The following is a 5037-nucleotide window of genomic DNA, read 5'->3' as shown; positions in this document are numbered from 1 at the left end:
AGCGTCATTCCATACCTGCCGGACCTGGTGCGAAGCCGCTGCCAGCCCGCCTGACTGCCACAGGTTTTGCCCCTCTTACCCACAATCGCGGCAAGCTGCTGGAATCCCGCCATGGCCGACCTGCCCGCGCCTCGCGCGCCCCGGCGACGCTGCGCGCCTACCAGGCCGGCTGGCAGGCCTTTTCCGAGTGGTGCCACCTGAGTGGCCGCATCGCGCTGCCGGCCGCGCCTCGCTCCAAGCGGCTCGCCGCCATCGGCCAGTACCACCGCCTGGCCAACCAGACCTTCGCCACCGATCATCCGGCGATCCACCACACCCTGCGCGGCATCCACCGCGCGCACGGCCGGCCGGCCCGCCGCGCTCGCCACGCCCGAGATCAAGCGGCTGGTCGCCGCCTGCCGCACCCGCAGCTTGGCCGACCTGCGCGACCGCGCCCTGCTACTCGGCTATGCTGGCGCGCTGCGCCGGGCCGAGCTGGTCGCCGTCGCGCGCGAGCATGTCAGCTTCACGCCTGAGGGCCTCCGGTTGCAGATCCCGCGCAGCAAGACCGACACAACGGGGCAGGGGGCCGAGCTCGGCATCCCCCGCGGCAGCAAGGCCGAGACCTGCCCGGTGCAGGCGATGGTGGAGGCTTAGATCGAGGCGAGCGGCCGCCGCTTCTGGCCGGTGTTCCGCAAGGTCAATCGCTGGGGCGATGTCGAGCCGGCGGCGCTGCACCCGGATGCGGTGCGGCAGATCCTTCGCCGCCGCGCGGTGCAGACCGGGCTGACGGTCTCCGGGCTGGAGCGGCTATCGCCGCATGGACTGCGCGCCGGCTTCATCACCGAGGCCTACCGCCAGGGGGCGCGCGACGAGGAAATCATGGACCACACCCGCCACCGCGACCTCAGGACCATGCGGGGCTATGTGCGCCGGGCCAAACTGCTGAGCGAGAGCCCGGTCAAGAAGCTGGGGCAGGGGAGTCGTTTGGCCATGCCACGGAAAGCGGTGTACTGGCGCTGCCGCACACGGACTGGCTCTACCACCACCTTAGGGTCACCGGAGAGCTTGGCGACGTCGCAGGCTTCCGCGCCGCGGCGGCCGGCGCCTAGGTAATCCCCTGGGCGCACGACCTCGACCCGGCGGCGGAGGACTGGTTCCATCGGCTGGCGGTACCCCCGGCGCCGCAGCGGCGCAGCCTCAGCCTGGAGGGATGCCGCATCCTGGCCGGCCAACTGCGTGACGCCGCCGAGGCGCGGCAGCGCCGGGTCGCCGAGCGGGCGGCGGCCAGCCGGGCCTGCCCGCTCGACCTGCACCGGCTGCTGCCCGTCCCCGACCGGCTGCTGCGGCTCGGGCCTGACCAGCCGGAGACCTTGGCCTGGGGCAGGACCTCATCGTCGCAAGCCAGGCGCCAATCAAGTGCCAGACGCTGCCCTAGGCGGCGCCACAGCCCGAGCCGGGACCAGCGGGCGAAGCTCGTGTGCAGCGTGGTGAAGGGAATGCCCGAGAGCCAGCCGGCGATGCGCCATTGCATGCCGCCGAAGGTCAGCATCCAGATGAGCCCGATGAGGCGCCGCCGCAAGCTCAGGTCCGGCTTGCGGTCACGGCGGTGCAACCCGATCCGCTCACGGTCCATGAACTCCAGCTCTGCCTCAACGGCGAAGACGAACACCTCCACGTCAGCCAGGATGTTCCAGTCGTCGCCGCGGCTGGGGCGGGGAACGCGACGGGCAGACGGCGGCGGCAGATCAACGGGGTTCAGAATACCAACGGGCGACATCGGCCCAATATGGTGGCGGTGGGTCGGCGCGGCCCAACGTATCGGTTCCGCGCTGATCTACTCGGTTATTTCACGTTCAGACTCTTAGCGAGGGAAATAGTCGGGAATCGCTTGGGGCTCATCCCGGGCTCCTAATGTGCCATTAACAACGACGCCAGAACTCAACGAACTGTGATCCCGATGTGTGGTTGACCCGCTCAATTTTGCTGCAGCACTGCCCTACGCACAGGTAAGATGCGGCGGAAAGGTTGTTGTTCTGCATGAACACGAACCTGTCCAGCACCTATGGTGATACTTTCTCTATAGGTGACTTCATAAGTTCTGCTTTGCAATGCAGCGTAGCAGACCAGATCCGCCGAACAGCCTAGCAACATTTATTGCGATTTGCTGGAATAACAGACGCCGAAGGCGAAATCCATCGGAGGCTAGAAATGGATATGCAAGCTTTTCTGGGCGGTGTGTCCATCGGGAAAGAAACCTCGGGTAACTTGAAACTTAGCTTCATGGGTGACGTGGCCGTTCGAACCCCTGATGGGAAGTATGTTGTCGGTAAGAATGGGCAAATAGCCGACGTAACGGCCTTTATATTGGACGGGTCGGAGAAATATCTGCTGCGCATTCCGACGGCCAAGATCAAAGCCGATGATCTGGTTGTCGTATCCGATAATCCATTTAAGGTTATTTCTGTTCTTGAGGCGAACGAGGATGGGCGAATTAAGGGCATAGATCTGATGGCTGGGACTGTCGTAGAGCACGCGCCAAGGGCGGGAGTCATACTTCCGTTTGGGGTAGTGCCACAGAAAGTTTTTGTAAAAGTGGCAAGTTTACTTGAAGCCTTTGGGGCCGAAGATATGACAAAAATGGGGGGTATTGAGAGAATGATGCCGTTGCTCCTTTTTGGTAACGCACAGGCTGATGGAAGTAAAAAAACCGACTTAATTGATACAATGATGATGATGAGAATGATGAGTGGTGTAGGCTCAGACGAAGGAGCTTCGTTTTTGCGCCCAAACCGCGCTGAGGAATAAGGCAAAATATAATCTGAGCTGGACAACACTTCGGGCAAACGAGGGGAACCGCTGGAATCAGCTCCTAGATCGCTTGGAGAAGCACGTTCCGCGTAAGATGAAGAAGACTCTGTCGACAGTGAAGATATGCCGGAGTGCCGCGGCGGAGTGAGCTCCGAGTGCGATTTGTGGTGCGGCGCTGTAGCCCCGGACGCATTGGTAAGGCCGCGACTATTCGCTTGCGGGTGGTCAAAGGCTTTCAGGCAGGTCGGCGGCTTGCCGGCGTTATACTCAGGGGCGGCCTCTTCTGGCGCCACGCACCATGCGAATAGCCTAACGGCATGCGCAAGCTAAGCTTTGAACTCCATCGAGAATTTTTTCAATAAATAAACCCAGACAGCTCCTTGGTTGTAGGACGTGCGAGGAGCGCCGGCTGCTAGGCTACAACTACAGCCACGCTCCATGCCAATAGCGGTGTTCCGGTAGGAGGGCGGGCATGGCGCCGAAAGCTCACACTGGTGCTGCGGTCGGGGATCCTCAAAGAAGCGCTGACACCGATGTACAGGCGCGTCTTAATGCGGCAGTGGTGGCTTTCGGTCTTGTCGGCCACTCACCCTCTTTCCGGGCGGCACTCGATTTACTAACGAAGTTTGCCGGCTGCGACGCGCCCGTCTTGTTGCGTGGCGCGACCGGTACAGGGAAGGAACTCTTTGCGCGCGCGCTCCACTATCTCGGCCGCCGGGCAGGCCACGCCTTCGTGCCAGTGAACTGCGGTGCGCTGCCCGACACCTTGCTCGAAAGCGAGTTGTTTGGCCATGTGCGCGGCGCCTTCACGGATGCGCGCACTGACCGCCCGGGCCTCGTTACCTCGGCTGAGCACGGCACGCTGTTCTTAGACGAGGTGGACAGCCTGTCGCCGCACGGGCAAATAGCGCTGCTGCGATTCCTGCAGGACCGCGAATACCGCCCCGTTGGCGGCCGCTCGGCCCGCACCGCAGATGTGCGCGTGCTGGCAGCGACGAACGCTGATCTTGCCGCACTGGTGGTACAGGGGCGGTTCCGGCAGGATTTGCTGTTTCGGCTGGACATCCTGGCGATGGACCTTCCCTGCTTGGCGGAGCGGCCAGAGGACATCCCATTGCTGGCGCGCCACTTCGCGATGCGCTTCGCCACGCTCTATGGCCGCCCCGTGCCGGTGCTCGATCCCGCCGCGCTCGCTTGGCTCATGGCGAACCCATGGCCCGGCAACGTCCGGGAACTGGAGAACGTGATGCACCGCGCGGTGCTGCTGGCCGAGGATGGCCGGCTCGCCCTGCCCGGCCTCAGTCGTCGGCCCGGCGCGGCGCCCGCCGCGGAGGCCGGGCGGCTGCACGCGCATGGGGGGCTGCGCGAGGTCTGCGCACGCGGCCGCCGCGAGACGGAAGAGCGCTACCTGCGCGGCCTGATCGCCGAGACCGGCGGCAACGTGTCCGAGGCGGCGCGGCGCGCCGGCGTGGAGCGGCGCGCCATGGGGCGGATGCTGAAGCATCATGGGCTTGTGCCGGGATTGCCGCGGCCGGGACCGGACTAAGCCGTGGGGATCGCCGCGGCCGCCACCCGAGGATACTTCGTCGAGGCTGCCATCACCCTGGAACAGGCTTCGCCAATGCTGCTTCCGCTTCCGCCACCAGCGCGAGCAGGTTCGGGCGCGGCCGCTCATAGATCGCCGCATGGGCCACGGCGAACGGGTCCAACACGGCGTCCGGCCCGGCGGGGCATTGCATGCCGCCGACGACGTAGTTGCCGAAAAAGCGCTGGGCCGGATCGCGCTGCACAGCGAGCATCCCGCCGAAGCGGCTGACAAGGCCGCGTGCGATGAGCAGGCCCGCACGGTTCAGCAGCCAAATTCGCGCATCCTCCGTCGCCCCGTCGAGATCCGTATTCTGCAAGAACGCGGCGAGACGCTCGAGGCCGCGCCAAGGGTCGTCCAGTACCAAGCGTGGCGGCGAGATGCTGAGGATCTGGGCCAGTTCCTCCAGCATGCTGTCGGAGCGCGCGACCAGCTCTGCCAACCAGGCGTCGCGGCCGGCGAGGTAGGCGGGTGATCTGTTCCTGCAACCTGGGCGTCAGCTCCACGGCATTGCGCTGGGCCTGCTCCTCGACGGTGATCCAGCGCGTGTAGGATTTCACCTCGCCGGCCAGGACGCGTCCGCCGGGGCCGGCCGCCGGGACGTCCACGAAGCGACCGCCGGTGCCCGGGACTGGGAAGTGCTGCTCACCGGGCGCGCCATA

At 65.0% G+C, this 5037-nt stretch carries 7 protein-coding genes; 4 read left to right on the top strand and 3 right to left on the bottom strand.

The annotated features are described in order from the left end of the window. A partial coding sequence (locus tag Q7A36_RS38265; RefSeq protein WP_305109041.1) for a hypothetical protein occupies positions 1-380 on the bottom strand: 380 nt, incomplete at its 3' end. A 31-nt stretch (positions 381-411) separates the two neighbouring features. Between Q7A36_RS38265 and Q7A36_RS38260 the strand changes: the two genes are divergently transcribed. Both Q7A36_RS38260 and Q7A36_RS38255 read left to right on the top strand, forming a co-directional pair. After that, complete coding sequence (locus Q7A36_RS38260; RefSeq protein WP_305109040.1) at positions 412-636, top strand: site-specific integrase; 225 nt, start codon at positions 412-414, stop codon at positions 634-636. 30 nt (positions 637-666) lie between these two features. Further along, positions 667-1095: a site-specific integrase gene (locus Q7A36_RS38255; protein ID WP_305109039.1), complete on the top strand. Its 429-nt coding sequence runs from the start codon at positions 667-669 to the stop codon at positions 1093-1095. Here Q7A36_RS38255 and Q7A36_RS38250 read toward each other — a convergent pair. Then, positions 1088-1759, bottom strand: a complete 672-nt coding sequence (locus tag Q7A36_RS38250; RefSeq protein WP_305109038.1) for a hypothetical protein — start codon at positions 1757-1759, stop codon at positions 1088-1090. The two genes, Q7A36_RS38255 and Q7A36_RS38250, sit on opposite strands and share 8 nt — an antisense overlap. Before the next feature lie 431 nt (positions 1760-2190). On the opposite strand from Q7A36_RS38250, the gene Q7A36_RS38245 reads away from it, so the two are divergent. After that, complete coding sequence (locus Q7A36_RS38245) at positions 2191-2787, top strand: hypothetical protein (protein WP_305109037.1); 597 nt, start codon at positions 2191-2193, stop codon at positions 2785-2787. Between the two features lie 475 nt (positions 2788-3262). Further along, on the top strand, positions 3263-4336 hold the full coding sequence (locus tag Q7A36_RS38240) for a sigma-54 interaction domain-containing protein (protein WP_305109036.1): 1074 nt from the start codon (positions 3263-3265) through the stop codon (positions 4334-4336). 52 nt (positions 4337-4388) lie between these two features. Here Q7A36_RS38240 and Q7A36_RS38235 read toward each other — a convergent pair whose 3' ends face one another. After that, positions 4389-4817, bottom strand: a complete 429-nt coding sequence (locus Q7A36_RS38235) for a hypothetical protein (protein ID WP_305109035.1) — start codon at positions 4815-4817, stop codon at positions 4389-4391. Positions 4818-5037: the final 220 nt, after the last annotated feature.

Origin of the sequence: Paracraurococcus lichenis (assembly GCF_030657435.1) — a bacterium.
GTDB classification, from domain to species: Bacteria; Pseudomonadota; Alphaproteobacteria; order Acetobacterales; family Acetobacteraceae; genus Paracraurococcus; species Paracraurococcus lichenis.
This window is presented reverse-complemented; position numbering and strand designations above follow the sequence as displayed.